Here is a 26,210-nt window from a genome sequence, read left to right as displayed (position 1 = left end):
AAGCGGAAAACTCGACCCCATTCGCCAGCACCGGTTAGCGTCGGGATGTTTGTTGCGGTCGTTGCACTCGCGGTGTCGCGTTCGTCTATTTTGTAAGCGACCACTTGATTGCGTTTACCAGCAATGCGGGAAGCACATCACCGGCGAAGTCGTCGCGATGACCGAGCGAGGTGTAGAACGATTTGCCGCCGTCGGCTCGAGTAAAGGTCCATGCAATCGGCTCACTCCCCTGCCCTTCCACTTTGCCGTCCATCAGCGCGACGGCGCCCTCGGCAAGCGGAGCGACCTTGTAAAGCGATCCGCCAGCGACGAAAGGTTGCCTGCGAATGCCATCAAGAAGGTGCTCGGGGATCGCATCGTCGCTGCGAAACGTGACCTTTGCTTTGAGGTCATTTCCATAATGGTTGGTGTAACTGCCGCCAAACACGTCGGCGTCCCAGTGGAGCCATTGGTCATGCCCGGCGGGCGATTCTTCGTTCCGCAGCAAGAACGCGTGGTTGGCGGTGCGGATACCGATCACCGGTTTGCCGTTGGCGACGTAATCGCGGATCAAATCCAATTGGGATTTTGGCAGAGCCCGGCGGCGGACACTGATCAGCAACACGTCGGCGTCTTTGACCGCTTCGATTCCCGCCAGCGTATTTTTATCCTCAGGCTTGGCGTACACCAACGTGGTGCGGAAGTCATCCTGCAAATGTTCTTCGGCAAACTTCGGTAGCGTTTGATCGGTTTCGTATTCTCGCTCGGCGATCAGCATCACGACGTGTGGTTGCACGGCCAGCACGGGCGTGACGATACAGAAAGAAAGCAGTAACCCAAGCAGCGTGCGAAGACTCATCGGCGGAAATCCTAGTTCTAGGGGCGGGAAAGATTTTCTAGCATAACGGCTGCGGATAGGCTCGGAAACAACGACTATCCGCGGCTGCTGATCAGGATAATTGGGCAATCGGTTCGGTTGGCCAGTTCACAAATAAAATTGCCGAACAGTTTTTCCCGTCGGGCGACTCGCTGCACACCGAGGATCAAGACGTCGGCCTCGCTGGCTTGTTCGGCAATCGTTTCTAGCGGCTTGTTGCTCGTCACCACTTTGACGCTGGATTGTGAGCAAAGGTCATGCGCCAAGTGACGCAGGTCCCGTTTGGCGCGTCCAATGGAATCGTCGGCGGTGTCGTTGGGCATCACTCTCAGAAAGGTGATGTCACGCGGTGCAGACCGTTTCATGCTTCCCAATAACATCGCCAACAAATGTTCGTGGCCTCCGCGACCCGCAATCGGCACAAGCACTCGGCGTGCATCTTTGAAGTGCCAGTTTTCGCGTGATCTTAGAATGACCACGTTCGCATCAAGTTGCCCAAGCAGCGATTCGAGCTGAGCGGTTTGCCCATCTTCGCTGATCTTGCTCAGCCCCAGCAGCACGGAATCGCAGCGATGCAGCCTCGCCACGCGATCGATCTCGGCCATCGGTTCGGCGGCGATCGTGGTCAGCGCTTCGACGCGAATTCCCGATTCGTTCGAGGCTCGCAGTAATTCGTGCATCACTTCTTGTGATCGTTGAATTGGTGAGTGGTCCGTGCTCGCGTCCCAATCGGCGGGCGGCACAACGATGGTTTGCGTCAACACGCGGCCAATCTCGGCGGGCACCAGCGCGTCGGCTAGCGAGATCATGGCTTCGGCATTGTTCGGGTTGGCGATCGGGACAAGCACCAGCGGCGTGCGACCGCGAAGGGTGGCGAGTTCAGGGTCGATCGCGATGCTGGAGACATCCATCACGCGGGCGCGTTGTGCGAACAAGCTCAGGAACAGGATCCCGCCAATTGCGAGCCAGCTGACCGTGATCAAGCCCGCTGCGGGGACCACGATTCCCTGAAACACCGCTAGCCCCATGCAGGCGAAACCGCCGACGACAGGAATCATCGGAAACCAGAGCGTGCGAAACGGTGGCGGATGGCGTCGACTTCGCCGCCGGATCAGAAACGTCAAAAGATGCGAGATGGCAAAGGTGACCAGGAAGATCAAACTTGATGCAGCACCCGCGGCTCCCACGTCTGGAAGCACCAAGGCGATTACCGAGACGAGCGCCGCCGTGACGACAATGGCCATGACCGGGGTGCCACGATGCGCGCTGATGACGCTCATGATCGGGGGCAACGCGCGATCCGATGCCATCGCTTGAGCAATTCGCGATGCCGCGAATAGATTCGCTTGTAGCGCCGAAAACATCGACAGCACCGCTGCCACGATCACGAACCAGTAGCCGGTTGGACCGAGGTAGGATTCTGCGGCGGTTGCGACGATGCCTTCGGGATTCTCGCGGGCCAGTTCGCTGATCGTTTGGCCAGGGGGCGTTCCGGCGGTGGTGATCACAAACAGCAGGGGTAAATAAATCGCTAGCGCAATCAGCAACGACAACACCATGGCTCGCGGGATCGTTTTTGCCGGTTGGCGGACCTCGCCGCCCACCGCGGCAATTAAGTCAAATCCTTGCAGTGCGATGAACGTGTAGCCCATCGCTTGGACCAATCCACCAATGCCAGCGGTGAAAAACGGGGTCAGGGACGTCGTCGTTTGGATCGTGCCCTGACGCGCGACCACCACGAGTCCCGATAGAATCAACAACGCGAACACCGCTACCTTGGCAACATTAACCCAATGCCCGCCGCCGGAAGATTTCCGCGTCAAACTGAATGCCAATAACGCGGTGGTGGCAATCGCTGCCGCGGTTTTGAACCACCCGGCGTGCAGCCAATCCGCAGCACCCTCGCCACGATACGCTTGCCAAAGGTCGCTGGCCATGATGATGGCAAAGTGGGCAAAGCCGATCGCATACAACACCGAGGCCACGATCGACGCAAACCACACGACCCAGCCGACGGCAAAGGCGGCTTCGACCGACAACGCCTTTTTAGCAAACGTGTAGGTGCCGCCGGACTCGGGGAATTTCGAGGCCATTTCCGCAAGACTCAGTGCGGTCAGCAGTGCGATCACACCGTTCAGCGCGAACGCCAACATCGCAGCGGGACCGGTGGTTGCAAACGCAGTCCCCGCGAGTGCCAAGATGCCACCGCCAACGATCGCGCCAACCCCAATTCCGGTGGCGCCGACGAGCCCGATGTGGCGTGAATGCGAAGTCATCAAGTTCCCATGGTTTGCAGTCGTAGGCAAGCCGCTTGCAAACCCACGCGTGATGCGATGGCACCACGCGTTGTGAAAAGGCCGGTTGCTTTCAGCAACAAGGCCTGGCTTTCGCCACTAGGTTTACGACAACCAGCTTGGCAGTTCGCCTGCTTTGGGCAGGTCGATAATCTTGACTTGCGTGACCGCGTCGATGCCTTCGACTTCGGCCAATGCATCCGCAGGAACGTCGCCATCGATGTTCAGAACGCCGATCGCCGATCCGCCTGGTGCATCGCCGCCGCGGCCCACGGCCATCTGAGCGATATTGATTCCATGGGTGCCAAACACGGTACCAACGCGACCGATGATTCCCGGCACGTCTTTGTGAGCGAAAATCAGCAGCTTGCCATCAAGGAAAGATTCCAAACGGTACTCGTCCAGCATGATCAAGCGTGGCATGTTTTGGCCAAGCACGGCTCCGCCGACAATGATGCTGCGGCCGCCGCCTGAAACTTTCACGGTGATGCTTGATGCGAACGCGCCTTTATCGCGGTGTTTTTCTTCGGACAATTCGATGCCGCGTTCGCGGAGCAACATTTCGGAGTTAACGATGTTGGCATCATCGACAATTCGTTCGAGTAGCCCCGCGCAAAATGCGTTGTTAACCACACGCGTGTCTTTGCCGGCAACTTCGCCGCGATAAGTGATCGAAACGTGATCGATTCCACCGCCATGCCATTGGCACGCCAACAAGCCAAGTCGATGAGCGACGTTCAAGAAACCACGCAGCTCTTCGAGCGTCTTCGGATCAAGCGACGCGACATTGACGCTGTGCCGGATTTCGCCGGTTTGCAAGTAGTTGATCAGCAAGTGGATGCCTTCGACCGCGACTTGTGTTTGAGCCTCTTCGGTGCTGGCCCCAAGGTGCGGTGTGCAGACGACGTTAGGCATCCCGAACAGCGGGCTGTCGGTGCACGGTTCGTTCTCGAACACGTCCAACGCGACGCCGCCCAAGCGACCGCTCTTGAGTCCTTCGACCAAGGCATCGATATCGTAGATGCCGCCACGAGCCGCGTTGATCACTCGCAAGCCCGGTTTGACTTTGTCCAGCTGAGCGTGGCTGATCAAGCCTTTGGTTTCGGGGGTCAGCGGTGTGTGCACGGTCAGATAGTCGATCTGTGGCAGCATCTCGTCGACCGTAGCAACGCGTTTGACGCCGATCGCCGAAGCTTGTTCGTCAGTCAAGAACGGATCAAACGCGATGACCTTCATATCGAATGCGATGGCTCGCGAGGCGACTTCGCGTCCGATGCGTCCCATGCCGACGATGCCCAGCGTTTTGCCGGCGACTTGGGTGCCCATGTACTTTTTGCGATCCCAGCGTCCTTCGACAAGTCCCTGGTTGGCCGCAGGGATGTTGCGGCTCAGTGCCAACAGCAATGCAAAGGCGTGCTCTGCGGTGCTGACGGTGTTGCCCGCCGGAGTGTTCATCACGACGATGCCGCGGCGCGTCGCCGCAGGCTTGTCGATGTTGTCCGTTCCCACGCCCGCTCGCACCAACGCACGCATCCGGGTATTGCCCTCGAGCGATTCCGGAGTGATTTTGACTCCGCTGCGAAGAATAGCTCCGTCGAACTCATTTAATGCGGTTCGTAAATCTTCACCCGAAAGCCCGGTACGGACTTCATATTCGACGTTCGGGGAAGCGTCGAGGATATCGAGGCCTTCTTGTGCAATGTTGTCGAGGACGAGAATGCGATGCATGGCAGCAGTTGTTGGGCGAAAGGGAGTAAAAAATGGGGAACGTTAGGAGCGGTTCGGGTTGCGAGACTAGCCGTTCTTTTTAGCAAAGTCGGTCATGAATTTGGCCAAGGTTTCGGCGCCTTCGATCGGCATCGCGTTGTAAACACTCGCTCGAATACCACCGACGCTGCGGTGACCTTTCAAGCTGGCCAAGTCATGGGTTTGGGCTTCGCTGACGAACTTTTTCAGTAGTTCATCGCTGGGCAAGTTGAACGTGACGTTCATCTTCGAGCGACAGCAATCGACAGCGTGACCTTGGTAGAATTCGCTGTGCGAATCGATCACATCGTAGAGCATTTGCGATTTTTGCTCGTTCAATTTTGCCATCGCATCGAGGCCACCGATGTCGTTGGTCAACCAGCGAGCGACTTTGCCCAGTGCGTAAATGGCAAACGTCGGCGGGGTGTTCCATTCGGAATCGGCTTCGGCGTGGTTCTTGTAGTTCAAGTAACCCGGCAGCTCGGTTTTTGCACTGTCGACCAAATCACGGCGGATAATGGCGACTGTCACTCCGGCGGGGCCAGCGTTCTTTTGAGCACAGGCGTACAGCATGCCGTACTTGTTGATGTCCAATGGACGCGACAGAAAATCGCTCGACGCATCACAGATCAACGGCACGCCGGTGGGGCACTCGGGCTCTTCTTGAAACTGAACGCCTTGGATGGTTTCGTTGCTGCAGTAGTACAAGTAGGCGGCATCATCGCGGACTTTGTAATCGCCTGCCTCGGGGACATGGTTGTAATTGGATTCTTTAGCGTCGTAGATGACTTCGACGTTGCCCTCTTTTTTGGCTTCGCCGACCGCTTTTTTGCCCCAGGCACCGGTGAGGAGGTATTGAGCGGTTTTTTCGGTGCCACGGATCAGATTCGCGGGAATCATCGAAAATTGAAGCGCCGCCCCCCCTTGCAGGAACAGCACCGCGTAATCGTCGCTGATGTTCAGCAGCGAGCGGATGCTGTTTTCGGCATCGTGCAAGATATCGATAAACGCTTGGTCTCGGTGGCTCATTTCCATCAACGAGCAACCTGCGCCGGGCAGACACAGCATTTCCTCTTGCAATTGCTGCAGTACCGAAAGGGGCATCGCAGCAGGTCCAGCGGAAAAGTTGAAGACGCGCTGAGCAGTCGCGGTAGCACTCATCGTTAGCGAATTTCCATCACGTGGTTTGCTTGGCACTGAGGAAATGAAATCTCGGCCAAACGGGGAATTAGGGAGCGTAGAAGCGAATTCTATGCTTAGCGGATTAAGTACGAAAGGTTGGCTAAGCGGATTCATCTGGCACGCTTTGCCGCATCAATGGGGGGAATGGTCGCGAACGAAAATCGTCAAGACGCTCGAGGCGGGCGAAATATCGGGGCGGGATTGCTGATTTGAGGCCCTTTAATTGGATTTACCGGAGTCGAATAAAGGAATCGATTCGAGTGCTCGGGCACAAAGGTTGCACCCCGGATAAAAGCGAAAGTCCACTTTTTGTCGGTGGATTTCGATATAACCGCAATAACTCGCTAAGTTTACTAGGTAAATCGATGCGATTTAGCGATTCAGAAACTCACTCAGGATGCACGCCAATGGTTCAGGTTTCGCGGCAGGATTTAACCACGGATGCGGAACGAGCCGTCTCGCTCGCCGCAGAATTGCTCGAAGAGGCACGCAAACTGCAAACGCCGCAGGAACGGCGTCAGCAAGCCGAACTTGATCGCATGATCGGGCACGTCGAGGACAAGGCGACGCTCGTCGAGATGACGGACCAGGCATTTCGCACGCACTCGCCCGCTCGGGTGGCGGACCAGTTGACGCATCTATTGGACGTCCAGGGGATTCCGCGGTTTTTCAGTCCCGTCGAACAGGCGATGCTGAAGGGGTTCCAGTCGTTCGGCGAGTACTTGCCGGGCGTCGCGGTGCCGTTGGTCAAAGAAAAAATGCGGCGTGAGACCGCAAATGTGATTCTGCCAGCGGAGCCGAAGCTGCTGGGCGAGCATCTTCGCAATCGCCAAACGCATGGCATGCACATGAACGTCAACTTGCTCGGCGAGGCGATCCTGGGGGAACAGGAAGCTCGGCGGCGGGTCGATCAGTGTTATGACGCGCTGCGGATGAACGATCTGAAATGTTTGTCCGTCAAAATTTCGACGTTGTACAGCCAGATCTCGCCGATCGCCCGGCGGCACTCGATCGACAAAGTCGCCGATCGGCTCGAGGCACTTTACCGGATCGCGCTGAACAAGGCGGACCCGGTGACAAAACAAAGTAAGTTCGTCTACTTGGACATGGAAGAATACCGCGATCTGTATTTGACTGCGGATATTTTATGCAATGCACTTGATCGCGAATCGATGCTGAACGTGTCGGCGGGAATCGCCTTGCAAGCCTACGTGCCCGATTCGTTTGACGTGATGATGCGGTTAGTGGATTGGTCGCGTCAACGCGTCGCACAAGGTGGCCAACCGCTCACGATCCGCTTGGTCAAAGGTGCGAATTTGGAAATGGAACGTGTCGATGCGTCGATCCAAGGGTGGCCGCAGGCTCCGTATCGATCCAAGGTGGAAACCGATGCAAATTACAAATCAATGCTGCGGGTGCTGATTGATGGGGCTGCCGAAGGAGTGATCCGCGTTGGCGTGGCGTCGCACAACTTGTTCGATGTTGCCTTGGCACTTCTTTGGTCGGCCGATCAAAACGCGACACAGAACGTTCAGTTCGAAATGCTCGAAGGGATGGCGAACCATCAACGTCGTGCGATCTCTGAACGTGATAATAAAATGGTGCTCTACGCACCCGCTTGTTTTCAAGACAGTTTTATCAATGCGATTGCCTATCTTATTCGGCGTTTGGACGAGAACACGGGGCCGGAAAACTTCTTACGGCATACGTATCGGCTGACGCCCGATAGCGAAGAATTTGCGATGCTTGCCCAAGGGTTCAAAGATTCGTTGGCGATGATCGATACCGTGTCTCATACGCCGCGTCGTACGCAAGATCGCCGTGTGAAGCCGGAACAACCGGTGGTGGCAGAGGATTGGACGCGGTTTGTCAACGAACCTGATACCGATTGGTCATTGCCCCACAATGCTCAGTGGATCGAATCGGTACTTCGCAATTGGAAAGATCGCTGTGACACCCTCGATACCGGTAGCGGCGAGGTGCGAGAGTCGACCGATCCGTCGCGTCCTGAGGTCGTCGTATGTCGCTACTCGGTGCCGACATTGGCGGACGTCGAGACGGCGGTGGAAACCGCGACGGCGGCGCAGAGCGAGTGGGGGCAAACAAGCCTCCAACATCGTCATGACTTACTGCGACGTGTTGCGCAAAATCTGCGAGAGCGACGTGGCGATTTGATCGCGGCGATGGTCGCTGATGGCGGAAAAACCGTACTCGAGGCCGATCCCGAAGTCAGTGAAGCGATCGATTTTTGCGAGTTCTATCCGCTGACTGTCGATCATTGGCATCGCCAATCCGCAATCAAGCTCGAGCCCCGTGGTAACGTGGCGGTCGTCACGCCTTGGAATTTTCCGTTGGCGATACCCTGCGGCGGGATCGCCGCGGCACTGGCGGCCGGAAATTGTGTGCTGCTGAAACCCGCCTCCGAAACAGTGCTGGTGGCCTGGCATTTGTGTCAAGCGTTTTGGGATGCCGGCGTTCCCAAGGATGTGCTGCAGTTCTTGCCGTGTGCGGGACGTGTTGCCGAAGCCGGGTTGGTCAAGAACCCGCAGATTGAAACGGTCATTTTGACCGGCGGCACCTCGACCGCGAAACGCATGCTTTCGGTGCGAAGTGATCTGCATCTGTTAGCGGAAACGGGTGGCAAGAATGCTACGATCGTCACCTCGATGGCTGATCGTGACTTGGCGGTAAAACATGTCGTGCAGTCGGCGTTTGGACACAGTGGTCAAAAATGTAGTGCAACGTCGCTGCTGTTACTCGAAAACGATGTATTTGACGACAAAACGTTCCGCGAGATGTTGGCCGACGCCGTCTCGAGCATCCGAGTGGGATCAAGCTGGGATTTGTCGACAAAGATGGGGCCGCTGATCAAACCGCCGCAAGCGGAATTGAATCAAGGATTGAAATCGCTCGAGGACGATGAGTCATGGTTGGTGATTCCCGAGCACATCGTCGATAACCCCAATTTGTATCGGCCGGGAGTCAAGTGGAATATTCGACCGGGAAGTTTTACGCATCTCACCGAACTGTTCGGTCCGGTGCTCGGCGTGATGCGGTTCTCGCGACTGGAAGAGGCGATCGAGATCGTGCGTTCGACGGGCTATGGATTGACCAGCGGACTAGAGAGTTTGGATGACCGCGAGATCACGTTGTGGCGTGATTCGGTTCACGCTGGCAACCTGTATATCAACCGTCCGACCACCGGGGCGATCGTGTTGCGGCAACCGTTCGGAGGCGTCGGTCTAAGTGCTTATGGGCCAGGCGTCAAAGCAGGCGGCCCGCATTACGTGTTGCCGCTGATGCGAGTGACCGATGGAAAACCAGCGGTGGCGCCCACGTCACACGGTGGGGAAAAACACGTCGAGACTTTCGAGTATGAGGAGTTGGACCGTTTGAACTCCTTGCTGGAACGGGCCGTTAACGACGCGGTGGTCGATGATGTTGCCGCGGCTCGGATTCAAACGGCTGCAGTTACGCAACGAGTCGCATTGGAAAACGAGTTTTCGAGTGAACACGATACTTTTCGTTTAATCGGGCAAGACAACATTCGCCGGTACCGGCCGACACAGGCGATGAACCTGCGATTTGACGCGAATGATTCGATTTCAGACATTTGGATTTCGTTGTCGGCGGCGATTACGGTCAAGACGCAAGTGACGTTGTCGATCGATCCTGAGGTGTCCGATGCGATCAAAGATTTACTCGAGAGGATTGCGGATATTTTTCCAGGTTTGGTGCATCCGATCGACGAGTCGGAATCCGAGTTGGTCGAGCGAATCTCGGCAGGCGACGTCGGTCGATTGCGGTTGGTCGGTTCGACGAAGGCAAGTGAAGTCGATGCGGCGTGTGCAGAGTCATTTGTGACGGTGATTCGCGAGCCGGTGCTAATGGAAGGTGCGGTGGAATGTCTGCGTTATCTCGACGAGCAATCGATCTCGCACGACTACCACCGCTACGGCAACCCCGGCCGCCGCGCCGGCGAAAAACGAGCCGAGGTACTTTAGGCTCTCCTTAATTTTTCAATTTACAATTGTCAATTTAACTTTTTCAATTTGCGGCTTTCGGTGATCCACAGCTTGATGCTTCCAGAGAACGTCGCGGTGCAATGGAGTGCTTCAGAGTTGGTCGCGAGGCTGGCGGCTTTTTTTATTGAAAAAGTTAAATTGTAAATTGAAAAGTTTAAATTGATTGTGGTTGTGGCGTCGCTGCGAAGCAGCGGATCCGCTTAATGCAGCTCTCCTTAATTTTCAATTTACAATTGTCAATTTAACTTTTTCAATCTGCGGATTTCAGTGCTCCGCAGCTTGATGCGTTCCAGAGAACGCCGCGGTGCAATGGAGTGCTACAGAGTTGGTCCCGAGGCTGGCGGCTTTTTTTATTGAAAAAGTTAAATTGTAAATTGAAAAGTTTAAATTGATTGTGGTTGTGGCGTCGCTGTGAAGCAGCGGATCCGCTTGATGCGGCTCTCCCAGAATTTTCAATTTACAATTGTCAATTTAACCTTTTCAATCTGCGGCTTTTGGTGATCCGCAGCTTGGTGCTTCCAGTGAGCGTTGCGGTGCAATGGAGTGGTTCAGAGTTGGTTGCGAGTCTGGCGGCTTTTTTTATTGAAAAAGTTAAATTGTAAATTGAAAAGTTTAAATTGATTGTGGTTGTGGCTTCGCTGCGAAGCAGCGGATCCGCTTGATGCGGCTCTCCCAGAATTTTCAATTTACAATTGTCAATTTAACCTTTTCAATCTGCGGCTTTTGGTGATCCGCAGCTTGGTGCTTCCAGTGAGCGTTGCGGTGCAATGGAGTGCTTCAGAGTTGGTCGCGAGTCTGGCGGCTTTTTTATTGAAAAAGTTAAATTGTAAATTGAAAAGTTTAAATTGATTGTGGTTGTGGCGAACGCGTCGCGGACGCATTCTGCGGTTCCGGGTTGTATGCTTGATGCTACTGCAAGGCTTGTGATACAGGCCGTTTAACGTTTTTTGCATTGACGCAACAAGTTGCGTATTTTGATAAGCAAGTTGCCGTTGGGCGTGTTGTACGAAATCGAGTCTCGTGTGGGATGTGTTAGAAATGGACCAACGTGGTGAAGATTTAGAAGATCGGCTGTTGGACTTTGCAGCACGAGTTGGAAAGGCCGTTGATGCATTACCGGACACACGATTGGGGCGTCACATTGCCAGTCAACTGGTCCGCAGCGGCACATCGCCCGCTCCGAACTACGCTGAAGCATGTGCGGCCGAAAGCAAGCGTGACTTCATTCACAAACTCGGTATTGCTTTGAAAGAGTTGCGTGAGTCGCGGTCATGGATCAAGCTAATTCTGAAGGCAGATTTGCTTAAAGAGTATCGTATGTCTCAGTTGTTAGATGAAACAAACCAGTTGTGTAACATTATTGGCAAGTCCGTGGTTACCGCCAAAGCCAATTTGCAATAGCTGAAATGCGCGGCTCTCCCTGATTTTACAATTTATAATTTTTAATTTAACCTTTTCAATCTGCGGCTTTTGGTGATCCGCAGCTTGGTGCTTCCAGTGAGCGTTGCGGTGCAATGGAGTGCTTCAGAGTTGGTCGCGAGGCTGGCGGCTTTTTTATTGAAAAAGTTAAATTGTAAATTGAAAAGTTTAAATTGATTGTCACCGCAGCGACATTTGCACCCGCGTTCCGTCGGCGGGTTTGGTCGAGACGCCGGCACGGACGGGGTTCACGTCGTTGTTAGACTGGAACCGGAACGTTTTCACAAACGCACCGACGACAAGAGAAACTTCCAGTTCGCCGAGATGTTTGCCGGGACAGACTCGCGGGCCATGACCGAAACCAAAGTGCAGGATGTCTTTGGTCGCACAGCCCGATGCGGCTAGGTGCTGCCACCGATCGGGGGCAAATTCGTTCGCTCGATATCCGCTCGCTTGAACACCCCAGTGGTCTTCGTGACGATTCGCATGCCACACGTCTAGCAGGATGTGCGTGCCGTTGGGAATAAAGAGGGTTCGTCCATCGGCGGTGTTCACCCAGGTGTCAGCGGTGGCGCGGCGAGGCAAGAAGTACAGCGAGGGTGTCAGTCGCAATGTCTCATTCAGCACGTCGCGAAGGTAGGTGGCACTGGCCAACGTCTCAGGCGTATAGACATCAATATCTTTCACTTCCTGGAACACTTTCTCTTGTGCCGCTGGGTTGCGGGCCAGATGTGAGATTGCCCACGTTGCATAGGACGTGGTCGCTTCGAGAGCCCCGGCTAAAAAGACTTTCAAGTTGCTGATGAGCTTGGCGTCGGGGGCATCGGATTTGAATTGTTTCCACAACGCCTTGTTCTCGGCTCGTGGGGCTAGAACGCATTGGGTCAACTCTTCAAACGCCGCGTCGTCCTGCCTGGCCTGGGCGATTCGTTTCGTCACCCCCGGCAACTTCCGCCAAGGGATTCCCAATTTGTTGCGAACCGTGTCGCTGACGATATGGTCGATCACCCGTTCCAGCGCCGGCACGTAGCGATTGCATAGCTCGTCATAGGAGATTTCGGCGCCAAAAAAGTTATTGGTCAACATCTCCAACATCACGACCTTGATCTCGGGTTCCAACCGGATGTCGATTGATTCCTGATCATGGCTGGCGAGGTGTTGACGCAGCACCTCGATTCGCTGCTGGACTGTCGTCCGAAACGTCTCGGCAAACTCGCCAAATTGTACGGGTTGATACAAGGTGGTCTTGCCAAACGGGCAAGCGGCTATTTTGCGTTGCTTTTTCCACTCGGCGCCGTTGGCAAACAGCAGCGTATCTTTGCCGGTCGCTCGCGCGATTCCAATCGATGGCATCGTGTCGCGATCAAATTGCCCTGGGCGATCCCCCGTCGCCGTCGCGATCGCCCGAATGATTCCGGGGTCGCGGGTGACCAACACCGGAGCGAAACCGGGAACGTCTAAGTAGCGGTTGTGTCGTCCTGGGCCTTGTTCGTCATCGGCGGCATGAAAGTAGGTTTCCAGGATGCGGATGGGATCATGGAAATTCCAGCGATGCGGAAACGGCAGCGATGGTCGATTGGATCCAGGATAAAATAGACGCACTCGAGATGGCAGGCAATCGCCGTCAAAGGGATTGATGGCGAACAACTGCTTTGGCAGTCGAGCGATTCGCCGGAACGCTGTACGGCAGCCGCCTGCAACTGTAGTGAATTTCGTCATCGCTGCAATTTATTCCTCGAAGCCGAATTCGCGCATCCAGTGCTCGACTTCGTCGCTTGATACTTTGCCTTTGGGTTTGCCGCTGCGGCTATGACTGCCGCCCTGCCCTGCCCCATCGGGGATTTCGATCGCTAATCGGGGATGGTCTTCAAGTAAATCATCTAGCCACGGATCGGCGTCAAATGGCGTGGCACCTCGCCGTTTAGCGGCGTCTTGCAAGCGGTGGTCCGATGACACGACCGCAAGTTGTTTGGGCGCCGAGTGTTCACCGATCAGCCGCTCGATCAAATCGTCGGCTTCCGGTTCGTCGACCGCAAATCGGATGTCGATTCCGGAAACCTCATACCGGCTGACGGCATTGCTCGGCGGACAGCGGGCGTCAAACACGACGCAGGTGCGATTGCGAACAAATTCGGGCAGATGATCGCAGAGCCGAGAGATCAGCCGATTGCGTTCGGCCTCCAACCAGCGTGATTGGTGAGTCGTGGCGCGAGCGAAGCCGCCGCGTCCGGGCGCCGCAACGGGCCCAATGACGTTGTATCCATCCACCAGCAGTAAAAGTGACATCGATCGAACTTTGTCGCGAAGTAGCTCCTTTGGAAAGAGCGCGGTCCGCTCGCAAAAAGCGGTAACGTCGCATTGTCGCGGATTCGTGTCGCTATTCAATCCCTTTGACGATTTTCACCGGCGGGCCGGATTGGAAGCGATAAACCGAATAGGAAAAGAGCCCAATCACCGCGATCGAAATCAGGACCGCACCAATCAATTTCAGTGATTCGAAGTCGCTGGGTAACGAAATCGAAGGCAACCGCATCGGTGGTCGCGATGTCTTGGGTTTCGGGGCATGCGACTGCGTGGTTTCCGCCTTCAGCTTTTTCGGCTTTTCTAAACGAGGTGGCGGTTCTTCGCTCAGAGTATCGGCTTCGGTCGAAGGATTGGATTCCGTCAGCGTATCGGCTTCGCAGGCTGAGTCATCCGACTTCAACTCCGAGATCGCCCGGATTGCTTTGTAGCGTTGTTCGCGATCCGAGTCGTCCGCCGAATGGAGCATGTCGGCGACATCACATTCTTGCCATGCTTCGCCTTGCAGCATCGATTCGGCCGGCCATGCCTGTGATGAGTCTGGTTCCGCATCGGTGATCGCTGGGACAAATTCATCTTTTTCGGCCGATTCCACATTGGCGTGGGTGCTCGTTTCGATGCTGACGTCAAACGCGACTTTACCACATCGCAGTTGGTCGCCATGATTCAGTTTGACCCAACGGTTCGGGATGATCTTTTCGCCGTTGATGTAGGTGCCGCTGCTGCTGTCGAGATCCAACGCCAACAATTGTGTTTCGGTGTGGTGCAGAATGCAGTGGCGTCGGCTGACCGACCGGCTTTTGGGACGAATCTGACATTCACCATGACGTCCGATCATGTAGTAGCCGAGTTGGATCGAGGCCGCGACGCCTGCATGACTTCCCGTTGCGAGAATCAATTGAGCGATCATCGACGGCGATGTCTCTGTTGTTACTAGAAGGGGCATAACGCTATGACTTTGTCTCGTTTTAAATTTTAATTAACGACAATGACGTGGCCGCCTTTTCCATCTTCCAGGCTTTTGATTCGGGGCGATGGCGTTTCTTGGGGCCGCATGATCGTGTAGGCGGTCATCCCCATGACAAGTAAGAGTGCGGCAATGGCCACGGTTAGACCGACACCCAGCAGCAGCATCTGCTTCGCGTCTCCGGAACGTCCGTTTGTCTCGTTTGATTTGGTCTTCGTAATGCTCGCCGAGTTGGTCGATGAGATCGCAGACGGCTTGAGCGGTCCGCTGGCCAGACCGAGATCAACCGGTGGCAAGCTGTCGAAGTCAATCTCGGTGACTTCGGTTGCAATCGGCACGGCACCATCAGAGGACAGTGACGAGTCGTCGATGGTGGCTTGGTAGAACGATTCGTCCATCACTGTTTCGCCCGCCGGAGCGATCTGGCCCAATTTCTTCGCTGCCGCCGATTCGCTGCCGGAGATTCCGCTTAAACGCTCGAATTGAACCAGCAGTTCGGCAGCCGACTTTGGCCGGTCTTCGGGCCGTTTGGCCATCATTCGCATCACGAGTTCAGCGACGGCAGTCGGACAATCGGGGTGAATCAAGCGGACGTCCGGTGGTGCCGCAGTTTGGTGTTTCGCCAAACGCTGTGCAATCGTGTTGCCCGAAAACGGAGCTTGCCCCGTCAATAAGTAATACAGCGTGCAGCCGAGCGAGTATATGTCGGCGCGAGCATCGACGTTCTTGCTATTGATCGCTTGTTCGGGGGCGACGAAATCGGCGGTGCCCAGTAAGCGGTTGCTGGTGGATTGCTCATCGATTCCCATCCAACTCACACGCGCCAGTCCCATGTCGCTGACTTTGACCACGCCATCGGTGCGGAGCATCAAGTTCGATGGTTTGATGTCGCGGTGGATAATGCCGCGGTCGTGAGCGTGAGCTAATCCGCAAGTCGCTTGGCGGATCGCATCCAGCGCCAGCGGCACCGACATTACCCCGTCACGCCGAACCGCCGCCTGTAAATCGATACCGTCGATGTATTCCATCACGATGTAAAGCTTGCCACCGGCTTCGGCAAAATCGTAGGCGCGGACGATGTTGGGGTGATCCAGTTGTGCCGAGGCGCGAGCTTCCTCGCGAAATCGATCCGCACGTCGTTTGTCGGCGACCGAGTCAGGCGGCATGATCTTCAACGCCATCAACCGCTTCATCACGTGATGTTCGCCCAGATAAACCACCCCCATGCCGCCTTTTCCAAGCGGACGCAGCAACCGGTAGCTGCCCAGGTAAAATCCTTTGCTCTTACCTGCCAATAACTTGTTGGCTTGCCAATGCGTCAGGAGTCCCGCGCCAATGAGGCCTTCGGCGAGCCGTTTTGCAGTGATGGCGGGATCGTCGGCCTGTAGCGAAACGACCACCTTTTTGATGTCGTTGATTTCCACGAGCCCGGCCGACAGACAACGCTGGACGAATGAGCGTGTCGGCTCGTCGAGGATTGGCTGAGTAGCAGCTGTCATGGGCTGGTTCCTGTTCAACTCAACGTTTGCTTGTGTTGCGTTGGCTTGCTCTGGTTCGTGGCACGCAGTCATGCTTTGGGAATTCATGGCTTTTAGGGATCCATTCAGTGTTGTCACGCTGAGACAACCGATGACAAAGTCTCCGATAGACTCGACGACATGGATGTAGTCTAGCCATCGACAGGATACGAAGCACAGGTGAATCGTTCTGGCAAACGCCAGAGTACCAGTTCAATACGACCGGAGTGTGAAGGTCGTGTGAATGGCGAATGTGCGTTTGATGAATGCGTTCAAGTGAACGGCAAGTAGTCGACGCGTTTTAGAAACAGAGCTTGCGGCGGAGCGGTAGGGCCAGCGGCATCGCGATTGGCCGCTTCGATCACATTGTCGATGTGCTGGGGGGGATACTTGCCCTTGCCCACCTCCATCAACGTGCCCACGATGTTGCGAACCATGTTGTACAGAAAGCCATCGGCTTCGATTTCGATCGAAAACAAATTGCCACCGCCATTCATTGAAGGTTCACGAATAATTTCGCAAACCTTCACATGCCGGGTGGTTGTTTTGCGTGGACTACCGACTGCTTGAAAGCTGGCGAAGTCATGTTTGCCCACGAATCGACCGGCGGCTTCGGTAACCGCATCCAGATCGATGTCATGATACAGATGCCAGCGATAGCGATAGTCGAACACATTCCGCTGGCCTCCGACCTGCAATTGATAGCGGTAGCGTTTGCCAATGGCATCACGGATTGCATGGAAGTCATCGGGCGCGTCGACGGCGTCAGTAACCACGATGGTCGGCGGCAGATTGACGTTCATCGCTTTGACTAAATCCGACGCACTGGCACGCCAATTCGGGGTTCGCAGGCTGGCGACTTGGGCCAATGCATGAACCCCGGCGTCGGTGCGTCCGCTGCCGGTCACATGTACCCGCTGGCGAGTCAGTTTGACGAGCGCACGTTCGAGCATGCCTTGGATAGTCGGCTTTTGCGGTTGAATTTGCCAACCTGAAAAGTCGGTTCCATCGTAGGCAATGGTCAATTTGAACGTGCGATCGACCAAGCCAGCCATTACGCTGTTTTCGTTGCCGATCGCTTGATCAACAGTTCAGCGATTTGCACCGCGTTGGTCGCGGCGCCTTTGCGAAGGTTGTCACTGACGCACCAAAACGTGATGCCATTGCCACCGCTGATGTCTTTGCGAATGCGGCCAATGAACACATCGTCTTTGCCATTGCAATCGCGAGGCATCGGATACTTGCCGCCCGGCAGATCGTCGACGATCGTAATCCCTTCGCCTTGACGGAGCAATTCTTTGGCTTCTTCAAGCGACAACGGAGTTTCCGTTTCGACAAGGATCGATTCGCTATGTCCGGTGGAAACGGGGACACGCACACATGTGGGGCAGACCTGAATGTCTTCGTCGCCCAGGATCTTGCGTGTCTCGTAAACCATCTTCATCTCTTCGCTCGTGTAGCCTTCGTGCTTCTCCGAACCAATTTGTGGAATCAGGTTGAATCCAATCGGGTGCTGGAACGTTTTAGGTGGATGCGTTTGACCCACCAACGCGCTGCGAACGCTGTGGTTGAGTTCCTCGTTGCCCGCCAACCCCGCGCCGCTGGTGGCTTGATACGTGCTGACGACCACGCGGCGAACGCGAGCGGCGCGATGCAGCGGCGCCAATGCGACGACCATTTGTGTGGTGCTGCAATTCGGGCTGGCGATAATGCCTTGATGATTGTCGACTGCTTCCGGATTGACCTCCGGTACAATCAATGGAACCGTGGGGTCCATTCGCCAATAACCGCTCTCGTCCACGACAACGGCTCCGGCTTTGACTGCCCACGGCGCAAATTCAGCCGAGACTTCGTCGGGAGTGCTGGCGATGACAAGATCGATATGGTTGAACGCCGATGGTTCCAGCAATTCCACCTTCAATGTTTCTCCGCGGAAATGCACTTCTTTGCCAACCGATCGCTCCGACGCAAGCAATTTCAGACGCTTGATCGGTAGTTCGCGCTCGGCAAGTTGTTCAAGGACAATGCGACCCACCGCACCGGTGGCGCCAACGAGAGCAAGAGTTTCGTACACGGAAATAGGTTCTCAGGTAGGTGGTTAGAAAAATGATTGAAGGAATCGGTCGTGGGATCCGCCCGTCATAAAAGGCAGCCCGGTCATGAAAGGCTGCCCGTTATCAACGGCTGCCCGTTATCAACGGCAGCCTGTCATCAAGCCGCATGCTGTGCGAGAGCGATCGGTCGAGAGATCCAAACTGCGGATTCCGCCCTGCCCTGCCCCGGCGACGGTCGACGCGGAAACGTCGCCGCAGTGCCCGCTAGCAACAGCAGCCCGCTAACGCCGCCAACCCGCTAATGATGACAGCCCGCTAACGATGACAGCACACAAGCCCCTTAGGCTCGTGTGCCGCATCCTCGGAAAATCGGGGGATCCGCCGTATTGTGATATGTCGACGCGAATTTGGGTATGACCTGACTGATTTTGTCAGGTCATCTCCAATTGAATCGCGTGACTATTGCTTCTCTTTCATCGTCTTGATGACTTCGGGAAGCTTCTCGTCGACCAAACCGTAGCCGCCGCGACCTTCCATCACTCGCGATTCCACATCCAATTGGACCTCGCCCGAGGTGGAGTCCCAAAATTTGGTAATCGTTTCTTTGTCGAGCGGTTTATAGGATCGGAACAAACGGAAACCGATGCCACGCGACGGATAGTCGGTCAACCACCATGGGCTCTTGGGAAAGTTGGGGTCGGAATCTTTCCATTCAACGTCATCCGATCCCAAGCGAGCGGCACTGCGGAGTTCCTCGGGGTCCATTTCCCAGCTGCCGCCACGGACGACGCAGGGCGACGAGGTTTCCGGCCACTTGACTACATCGATGGCGTTCAGCGGCGCTTTGTCGGCGAACGACTCGTAGCCGTCTTCGGTGTACTGATTGACCGTCCATTCGGCCACGTTGCCGTGCATGTCATGCAGTCCGAAGGGGTTTGGTTTTTTGGTTCCGACCGCTTCTTGGCCTTCGTCGGCGTTGTCGTAATACCAAGCGTAATCGTCAATGTCGTCAGCAGAATCACCCCAGCTAAATGCAGTCGCTTTACCACCGCGAGCGGCATATTCCCACTCGGCTTCGGTGGGCAATCGATACTGCTCGCCGGTAATGCGGCTGAGCCATTTGGTGAACTGCTGGGCCGCATACTGAGTCATCGTGACGGCGGCCTGCTCGGGACGCTCGCCGTATTCGTAAGTGAAACTGGGTTCGTAAAGCTGAGTCGGTGCGGTGATCGCGTCGGCTTTATTCGAGTCGTCGACCGGGCGAATCCCCTCACGCTCAAATTCCTTGAACACGTTGTACAGCGACATGAATTCCTTGTATTGGGCCCAGTTGATCTCGTTTTTGGCCACCCACATTGGGTCGACGTTGACTTTGATCTGAGGACCTTCGGCTTCGCCACGATCCTCTTCGTCCTCGGGGCTGCCCAACAGGAATGATCCGCCTGGGACCGGAACCATGTCGATCGTCAAATCGGTGCCGGGGATCGTCATCGTGTAGGGAACCATGTATCCCTCATCCACCTTGACCGAGGGGCCTTTGCTCGGTTTTTCCTTGGCAATTCCCACTGCCGAAGCGGACTTTCCGGCATCCGGAGCGTCTGCCCAGGCGTCAGCAGCGAGAAACGTGAGCGAAAAAGCCAAGCAAAGCGAGCTTGTTTTGACGATTTGGGTCGGTAGGTATTTCATACAGAAGCGTAATTGGAGTGACGAAAACATCGGGTTTTTGCTGTCGACAATTTGTCTAAGCCCATACTAGCCATCGAACTCAATAGTGCAATCACGGGAACGCCGTAGAATGCGCCGCAATTTACGTGGCCAATCGGTCGTAATGACCGTAGCTGTTGAGCGAGGGGGGGCTCAACTTGTGCCATCTGCTGCTTTATTGGCGGCGCGAGGCCCCGCCTGGTTGCAGCGAGTAAAAACGTTCGATTTTGACCGGGCGGCTCGCGCCGCTCCGCTCCAAAAGCCACCCGTTTAATGCCAAATTAGATGGCACAGGGCTCGCACCGCTGCGGCTAAAATCGCTGTAATAACGCATCAAAACGGCTCAAAATCGGGGCGGCTGCCCAGTCGAACGGGGACGATTTGCTTTTCGTTCTCGCGATAGATTTCCACATCGACGATCGTGTCTGCCAAAGATTCGCCGATGATTCGCATTAAATGGCCACGGTCCGTGACCTGTTTGTTGTTCACCCGCAGGATCAGATCCCCTTTACGTAATCCCGCCACCGCAGCGGGGGATTCTTTGTCTGCCAATCCCGAAATCATCGCTCCGCGGACGCGAGCGTCGTCCCCGATCAATTCATGATCGGCAACATCGGCCAGCCCGACGCCAAGCCAGCCTCGTTCGACACGGCCGGATGCTTTCAATCGTTCATAAATTTGCTGGGCGACGTTGCTGGGAATCGAAAAGCTGACCCCCTGGTAAGTGTCGCCCACAATCGCAGTGTTGATGCCGATCAAGGTTCCTCGAGCGTCAACAAGCGGTCCGCCGCTGTTTCCAGGATTGACCGCCACATCGCTTTGCATGAAATCTTGGTACTGAGTGCTGGCTCGGACCAAGCGATGTTTGCCACTGAGGATGCCGAAGGTGACCGTGCGATCGAGTCCAAAGGGGCTGCCGACGGCCCACACCGGTGACCCCACACGGCAGCGGTCGCTGTCACCCCAGCGGATCGGCATCAGTTTGTTGGCGTTGATTTTCAAGACGGCGAGATCGGTCAGCGGATCAGACCCCACGACCACTGCCGCCGTGCGTCTGCCATCGCTGAGCGTCACCATCACATCTTCGCCATCGGCGATCACATGGCGATTGGTGACAATGTAGCCTTCTTCGTCAACGATGACGCCACTGCCTTGGTCCGAAGTCGTCAGCACCTCGGAGCGTCGGAAACTGGTCGCCGATACGAGCGCATCACCGGGGCGTCGTTTGACTTCGATGTGGACGACGCTGGGGGCGACCGCGGCGGTGACCATTTGATAGGCATCGCTCAGCGTGTCCAGCGAAACGTTTTTCAGCCCCTCGCTGCCCCAGTCCGTCTCAGCCCGCAATTCACCCCGGTGCCACGAATAACGAATCTCTTCGACAATTTGAGGAACGGCGAAACGCGCCGCAGCCAACATCAATGCCATCGTCGCCAACAGCATTAAACTTTGCAGGATCGGATCGGGATGGCGTTGCGATTTACGGCCGGCTGGTTTGGCGTCGGACTGTTTCGAAGCATCGTCCTGCTTGCGGTTGGAATCGATTTCGCTCTTTGACGTGACCTGCTCTGCCGCAGTCGCGTCAAGCGTTTCGAAGGACGACGGCTCGTTGACCGTTTGGGCCTTGTTGGTCGTTTGGTCTTTGTTGGTCGTTTGGTCTTTGTTGGTCGTTTGGTCTTTGTTGGTCGTTTGGTCTTTGTTGGTTTGGGGTTGGGGGGCCAGTATCGACGCTGAGGGATCCGCCGCCGATGGATCGATTGTCGCGGGCGGCGAGGATACTTTCATCCGCACCAGCGTCACTTCGACGGGAGGCGGGACTGGCGATGACGACGACCGCCGCGGTATTTCAATATCGCAATTTCGCGACAGATTCGGTGTTTGCGGATTGCGATGAGCCACATCGAAACGCGGCTCTCCACTGGACGCCGCCGATACGGAGCTTCGGTGTGACTTGTCCGCTGAGTCGGAACCGCTTTGCGGCGAGTCGGTCGAGGGATTCGGAGTCTTCGATGACGCAGGATCAATGGGAAGCATGAGTGAACGGACTCCGATCGCACCGAGAACGTGCCCTTGATCGCTCATCGAGAAAAAGGGCTGGGATTGCGGTCCTATTGTAAAGCAGTGTCCTGCCAATCGGGAAATGATTTTTTGGCTTGGTGGGGATGATTTTGCAGAACAAACGCTCAATCACCACCCTAATCGGGGCGGTATTGCGGAATAGTCCGCTTCGCCTGGATTTGCCGGTTAGGCGACGATGCGGGACTGTTGTATGGCGGTTCGAGCGATGCAGGCCGATTCGGGCAAGAATCGATCTGCAGAGATTGTGCAATAGGGTCAAGACGAATCGCCTCGCAACAATGTATGCTAGGGGCGATCATTAAACCCTGTTTTTACGCATTCCCGCCGGCGCCCCAGAGTCATGTCGCATCCAGCCCGAGAGTCGATTTACCAAGCCATCGCCTCGATCCGATTGATCGATCCCCACACCCACATCAATCCGCATGCTCCGGCATCGCGAACGCTCGCCGATCTGCTGGGCTACCACTACTACAGCGAACTGGCCCATTCCTCGGGGATGCCCAAGCACGAAATCGAAGAGCCGGGGATTTCGCCTCACGAATTGGTGCGTCGCTTGGTGCACAACCTCGGGCCAATCGAGAATACCTCTCAGTACCGCTGGCTGGTCGAAATCTGTAAGAAATTTTTTGGCTTCCAGGCCGATCGCATCGACACCTCCAACTGGGAATCGGTTTACGACACTGCCGAACGTTCGATGGCATCGGCTCAGTGGTCCCAAATGGTGCTGGATCAAAGCAACGTCGAAGCGGTTTTCTTGACCAATGATTTTGATGATGAATTGAGCGGGTTCGATACCAACACCTACATCCCGTGTTTGCGGACCGATGACTTGGTGTTCAAGTTGCACCAACGTGAAGTCCGCGAACGACTCGAGCGCTGCAGCGGCGTAGCGCTGAATGGTTCACTCGGCAGTCTGCGGAGTGCGATTCGTCAGCGGTTCGAACACTTCACGCAAAACGGAGCTCGCGCGTGTGCAATTTCGCTGCCGCCTTGGTTCGAGCCGACGATGGTCAACGAAGGTCGTGCGGCCAATGCACTTGGCGCCGTGCTGCGTCATGGCGAATCGGTCGATGCGGCTCATCTTGCCGCGTTATCGCGAGCAGTCTTTTGGATGCTGGCCGAACTTTGTGACGAGTTCAAGCTGCCGTTCGATTTGATGATCGGGGTCAATCGTGGCGTCTATGCCGAAGGCGTTTTCCAAGGCCAAGACCTCTACGATTCGCGAGTCTCGTTGATCCAGTATCGTGAACTGTTCAACACGTTTCCTGAAGTCAAGTTTCCTGTTTCGGTGCTCGCCAGTGTCACTAACCAGGAACTCGTTAGCTATGCTTGGATCTTTCCCAACGTGATCACCAACGGTCATTGGTGGTACAGCAACACGCCTTCATTTATCCACCGCGACGCTGCGGGGCGACTCGAGGCGGTGCCGCAAACGAAACAAATCGGCTACTACAGCGATGCCTACAAGTTGGAATTTGTGTGGCCCAAGTTTGACATGTATCGCAATATCTTGGCAAACATTCTTGCCGAGCACTTTGTGGGCTTCAATGGCTGGAGCGAAGAGCAAGCGATTGAACTTGGGTACAAGGTGTTGCGAGGCAACGTCGAAGAAATTTTCCCCTCTCGAGCGAGCGGTGACACCACGGAGGCCGCTGTTGAAACTTCTGCCCAGCAACCAGGCGGTGCCGAGGATCTCGGCTCGATTGGTTTCGCCGATGCCGCACTCGCGGCTTCCTCCGCGGCGTTGACCGGAGAAGCGATCGGCGTGGTCGAAGTCGATTCCGAATCGAGCGAATCGGACGAGGAGGTTTCGGTGTTGGAAACGATCGAGATCGACGAGGATTTTGAGCAGCAAGATGAACTCGATCCGCTGCCCAGCGAAGACGAACTGGGGGCGGTGGATGTCGCGGACGTCGAACTAAAGGATCCTTCATCGGATCGTCAATCAGTGGATTCCGATGCGATCGAAAGCGAGGCTGATCCCGATCCACTTGATGTCGGCGATTTGTTTGCCGCGGATGACGAAAGTCCGGTATCGGATACCGATTCACCGGCAACCGATACCTACGCCACGGTGTCTGAGGATCTCTTGTTGGAAGATGCCCCCAGCGAAGACGATGCGGAAGCAAGCGAGCCTGAGATCAGTTTGTTACGGGGCGAAGAATCGTTCGCCCCGGATGAAGACTCGTTGCGAGTTCAGCCCGATCCACTGACGGGGGAATTGACGTTTCCAACGCCCGACAGCGATGCCAAGGACGAAGACATGCTCGATCAACTCGGCATTGGTTTCGTGGAAAAGGATAGTGAAGAACAGGTTCATTTCGAGTCCACCTCGGAAATCGAAGAGCCCGAAGAACCGCAGCGTTAAGCCGCGATTTCTCCGTACGCCCCCATAGTGGATCTTGCTAAAGATCCCGCGTGAAGGATCTTTAGCAAGATCCACTACGGAGGCCATTTGCTCGACGAACCTGCTATTTCTGTTTCGCGATGATCCGGTTGATCGCGTTCAGCATCGCCAGGATCGTGCTCTCGACACTATCGGTGCTGGCCCCGACGCCGCGATGACTCTTGCCTTTGTGCTCGACTTCGAGGTTGACTTCGCCGATTGCGTCGCGGCCCAGTGTGGCACTGCGAACACGGAAATCTTTGCACACCAGTTCAATGCCCGTGATCTTTTCCACCGCCCAAAACGCAGCGTCAATCGGCCCGTCGCCTTGTTCGACTTCCTCGGTGATCTCGCGGTCGCCATGTTGCAAGGTGACACGGACATGGGGTGTTCGGCCTGTCCCGCTGGTGACCTCGTAATCGACCAACGTCCATTCTTGGGCAACACTGCCGCTGATCTGCTGCTGGATCAATGCAACGATGTCACCGTCGTAGATGTCCTTCTTTTTGTCGGCAAGCCGTTTGAATTGATCAAACACGGTTTGCAATTGTTCGCTGGTCAACGTGTAACCGAGCGTTTTGGCGCGATCCGCAAGTGCCGCGCGGCCACTGTGTTTACCCAGCACCAAGTCGGTCTTTGCAACTCCGACGTCATCAGGGGACATGATCTCGTAGGTACTGCGTTCTTTGAGCATCCCGTCTTGATGGATTCCCGATTCGTGGGCGAACGCGTTACGACCGACGATCGCTTTGTTGCGTTGGACTTGGATTCCGGTCATCTTGCTGACCAATCGGCTGACGGGAACCAATCGTTTTGTATCGATGCGGGTATCACATTGGTAGAAGTCACGACGCGTCTTCAATGCCATCACGACTTCTTCGAGTGCCGCGTTGCCGGCGCGTTCGCCGATCCCATTGATCGTGCATTCGATCTGCCCTGCCCCGGCTTCGACTGCCGCCAAGCTGTTGGCGACCGCCATCCCAAGGTCGTCATGGCAATGCGTGCTCAAGACTGCTTTGTCCATGTTGGGAACACGTTCACGCAACATGCGAAAGACGTTAAAGATTTCTTTGGGGTTGGTGTAGCCAACCGTATCGGGCACGTTGATGGTGGTCGCCCCCGCGTCGATCGCCGCTTCGACCACTCGGCAGAGAAAGTCGTGTTCGGTGCGACAGGCGTCCTCGGGTGAGAACTCGACGTCGTCACAGTAGTTTGCGGCGCGACGGACGCCCGCGACGGCTCGCTCGACGATTTCGTCGGTCGTCATTCGCAGTTTGAATTCGCGATGGATCGCACTGGTGGCAAGAAAGACGTGGATCCGTGCTTGCGGAGCGTACTTGACCGCTTCCCAGGCCGCATCGATGTCCTTGTCGTTACAGCGAGCCAAGCCACAGATGGTGGATCCGCGAACGGTTTGCGCGATCTGTTTGACCGCTTCAAAATCGCCTGGCGATGCGATCGGGAACCCTGCTTCGATGATATCGACACCCAGATCAGCCAGCGCCTGAGCGACTTCGAGTTTTTCGACCAGATTCATACTGGCACCCGGGGATTGTTCGCCATCACGCAGCGTCGTATCAAAAATACGGATCATGCGTGAATCGGACGCGTCGGATGGTTTCTCGGCCGCTTCATTGCCCGAAGGGGACTGTGACATCGCAGTGGTTCCTATTGGAATTG

The 26,210-nt window shown here is 55.7% G+C and carries 16 protein-coding genes; 3 read left to right on the top strand and 13 right to left on the bottom strand.

Going from position 1 to position 26,210, the window contains the following annotated elements; genetic code table 11:
- Positions 1-85: 85 nt before the first annotated feature.
- The 4 genes from ABD971_RS06960 to serC form a co-directional block, all read right to left on the bottom strand.
- Positions 86-838: a ThuA domain-containing protein gene (locus tag ABD971_RS06960; protein ID WP_345320664.1), complete on the bottom strand. Its 753-nt coding sequence runs from the start codon at positions 836-838 to the stop codon at positions 86-88.
- A 74-nt stretch (positions 839-912) separates the two neighbouring features.
- Complete coding sequence (locus tag ABD971_RS06955; RefSeq protein ID WP_345320662.1) at positions 913-3,132, bottom strand: amino acid permease; 2,220 nt, start codon at positions 3,130-3,132, stop codon at positions 913-915.
- Positions 3,133-3,255: 123 nt separating this feature from the next.
- Positions 3,256-4,878, bottom strand: a complete 1,623-nt coding sequence (serA, locus tag ABD971_RS06950; protein WP_339939621.1) for a phosphoglycerate dehydrogenase — start codon at positions 4,876-4,878, stop codon at positions 3,256-3,258.
- Between the two features lie 66 nt (positions 4,879-4,944).
- Positions 4,945-6,057, bottom strand: a complete 1,113-nt coding sequence (gene serC / locus ABD971_RS06945) for a 3-phosphoserine/phosphohydroxythreonine transaminase (protein WP_345320657.1) — start codon at positions 6,055-6,057, stop codon at positions 4,945-4,947.
- A 428-nt stretch (positions 6,058-6,485) separates the two neighbouring features.
- On the opposite strand from serC, the gene ABD971_RS06940 reads away from it, so the two are divergent.
- Together ABD971_RS06940 and ABD971_RS06935 are read left to right on the top strand one after the other, a co-directional pair.
- Positions 6,486-10,082 carry a bifunctional proline dehydrogenase/L-glutamate gamma-semialdehyde dehydrogenase gene (locus ABD971_RS06940; protein ID WP_345320655.1) on the top strand — a complete coding sequence of 1,199 codons (3,597 nt, stop codon included), beginning with the start codon at positions 6,486-6,488 and terminating at the stop codon, positions 10,080-10,082.
- Positions 10,083-11,141: 1,059 nt separating this feature from the next.
- Positions 11,142-11,504 carry a four helix bundle protein gene (locus ABD971_RS06935; RefSeq protein ID WP_339936642.1) on the top strand — a complete coding sequence of 121 codons (363 nt, stop codon included), beginning with the start codon at positions 11,142-11,144 and terminating at the stop codon, positions 11,502-11,504.
- A 198-nt stretch (positions 11,505-11,702) separates the two neighbouring features.
- Here the strand turns inward: ABD971_RS06935 and ABD971_RS06930 are convergent, their stop codons facing one another.
- From ABD971_RS06930 to ABD971_RS06895, 8 genes are all read right to left on the bottom strand, one after another.
- On the bottom strand, positions 11,703-13,241 hold the full coding sequence (locus ABD971_RS06930) for a cytochrome P450 (RefSeq protein WP_345320652.1): 1,539 nt from the start codon (positions 13,239-13,241) through the stop codon (positions 11,703-11,705).
- A 9-nt stretch (positions 13,242-13,250) separates the two neighbouring features.
- Complete coding sequence (locus tag ABD971_RS06925) at positions 13,251-13,808, bottom strand: NYN domain-containing protein (protein WP_345320649.1); 558 nt, start codon at positions 13,806-13,808, stop codon at positions 13,251-13,253.
- A 91-nt stretch (positions 13,809-13,899) separates the two neighbouring features.
- Entirely contained in the window at positions 13,900-14,769 is an 870-nt protein-coding gene (locus tag ABD971_RS06920) for an FHA domain-containing protein (RefSeq protein WP_345320647.1), read from the bottom strand.
- 29 nt (positions 14,770-14,798) lie between these two features.
- The gene (locus ABD971_RS06915) at positions 14,799-16,289 is read right to left on the bottom strand and encodes a serine/threonine-protein kinase (RefSeq protein ID WP_345320645.1); all 1,491 of its coding nucleotides are present in this window, start codon (positions 16,287-16,289) and stop codon (positions 14,799-14,801) included.
- 290 nt (positions 16,290-16,579) lie between these two features.
- Positions 16,580-17,362 (bottom strand): tRNA pseudouridine(38-40) synthase TruA, encoded by a 783-nt coding sequence (truA, locus tag ABD971_RS06910; RefSeq protein ID WP_339936653.1) that lies wholly within the window; start codon positions 17,360-17,362, stop codon positions 16,580-16,582.
- Complete coding sequence (locus ABD971_RS06905; RefSeq protein WP_339936655.1) at positions 17,362-18,381, bottom strand: aspartate-semialdehyde dehydrogenase; 1,020 nt, start codon at positions 18,379-18,381, stop codon at positions 17,362-17,364. The genes truA and ABD971_RS06905 overlap by 1 nt, the downstream gene beginning before the upstream one ends.
- 439 nt (positions 18,382-18,820) lie before the next feature.
- Positions 18,821-20,047, bottom strand: a complete 1,227-nt coding sequence (locus ABD971_RS06900; protein ID WP_345320642.1) for a formylglycine-generating enzyme family protein — start codon at positions 20,045-20,047, stop codon at positions 18,821-18,823.
- A 351-nt stretch (positions 20,048-20,398) separates the two neighbouring features.
- The gene (locus ABD971_RS06895; protein WP_345320641.1) at positions 20,399-22,099 is read right to left on the bottom strand and encodes a S1C family serine protease; all 1,701 of its coding nucleotides are present in this window, start codon (positions 22,097-22,099) and stop codon (positions 20,399-20,401) included.
- A gap of 385 nt (positions 22,100-22,484) precedes the next feature.
- On the opposite strand from ABD971_RS06895, the gene ABD971_RS06890 reads away from it, so the two are divergent.
- The gene (locus ABD971_RS06890; protein ID WP_345320639.1) at positions 22,485-24,512 is read left to right on the top strand and encodes a glucuronate isomerase; all 2,028 of its coding nucleotides are present in this window, start codon (positions 22,485-22,487) and stop codon (positions 24,510-24,512) included.
- 103 nt (positions 24,513-24,615) lie between these two features.
- On the opposite strand, the gene ABD971_RS06885 is transcribed toward ABD971_RS06890, so the two are convergent.
- Positions 24,616-26,187, bottom strand: coding sequence for a 2-isopropylmalate synthase (locus ABD971_RS06885; protein WP_345320637.1), 1,572 nt, complete (start codon positions 26,185-26,187; stop codon positions 24,616-24,618).
- Positions 26,188-26,210: the final 23 nt, after the last annotated feature.

The sequence above is a fragment of the Novipirellula rosea genome, assembly GCF_039541335.1.
GTDB lineage: Bacteria > Planctomycetota > Planctomycetia > Pirellulales > Pirellulaceae > Novipirellula > Novipirellula rosea.
The sequence above is the reverse complement of the archived record's forward strand: the minus strand, read 5'-3'. Positions and strand labels throughout refer to the sequence as shown.